At 43.3% G+C, this 388-nt stretch carries 1 protein-coding gene; it reads right to left on the reverse strand.

Features of this window, described 5'->3' with window-relative positions:
• On the reverse strand, positions 1-388 hold a 388-nt coding region (locus M0651_RS23955; protein WP_248554160.1), incomplete at both ends, for a DDE-type integrase/transposase/recombinase.

Here is a 388-nt window from a genome sequence, read left to right on the forward strand (position 1 = left end):
GCTTCTTCAAAACTCATAAAGACGTGCCGCTTGAAACACTCACGCTCCAAGATACTGTGAAATGACTCAATGTACGCATTTTTGTTTGGAGTTCGGTTCGGTGTTCTCTCATGGATCAATAACTCTTTGTTGTTCTCGAAAAACTCTCTAAACTTGTGGCTCTTGAATTGCGGGCCATTGTCGGTACGAACAACCAGCGGTGTTTCTTGGTTGTACACACCTCTTTTTAAGAGGGCTTTGTGTAGTGTGGTAAGCAGATCCTTCGTCTTGGACTCCTTACCGCGGTATTGTCCAACTACATTTCGGTCGTATACATCGATAATACTTGCGGTATAAAAGTAACGTTCCAGGCCGGCGATATAACCATATTTAATATCCATCTGCCACA

The organism is Paenibacillus mellifer, assembly GCF_023195895.1.
Taxonomy (GTDB): Bacteria; Bacillota; Bacilli; order Paenibacillales; family Paenibacillaceae; genus Fontibacillus; species Fontibacillus mellifer.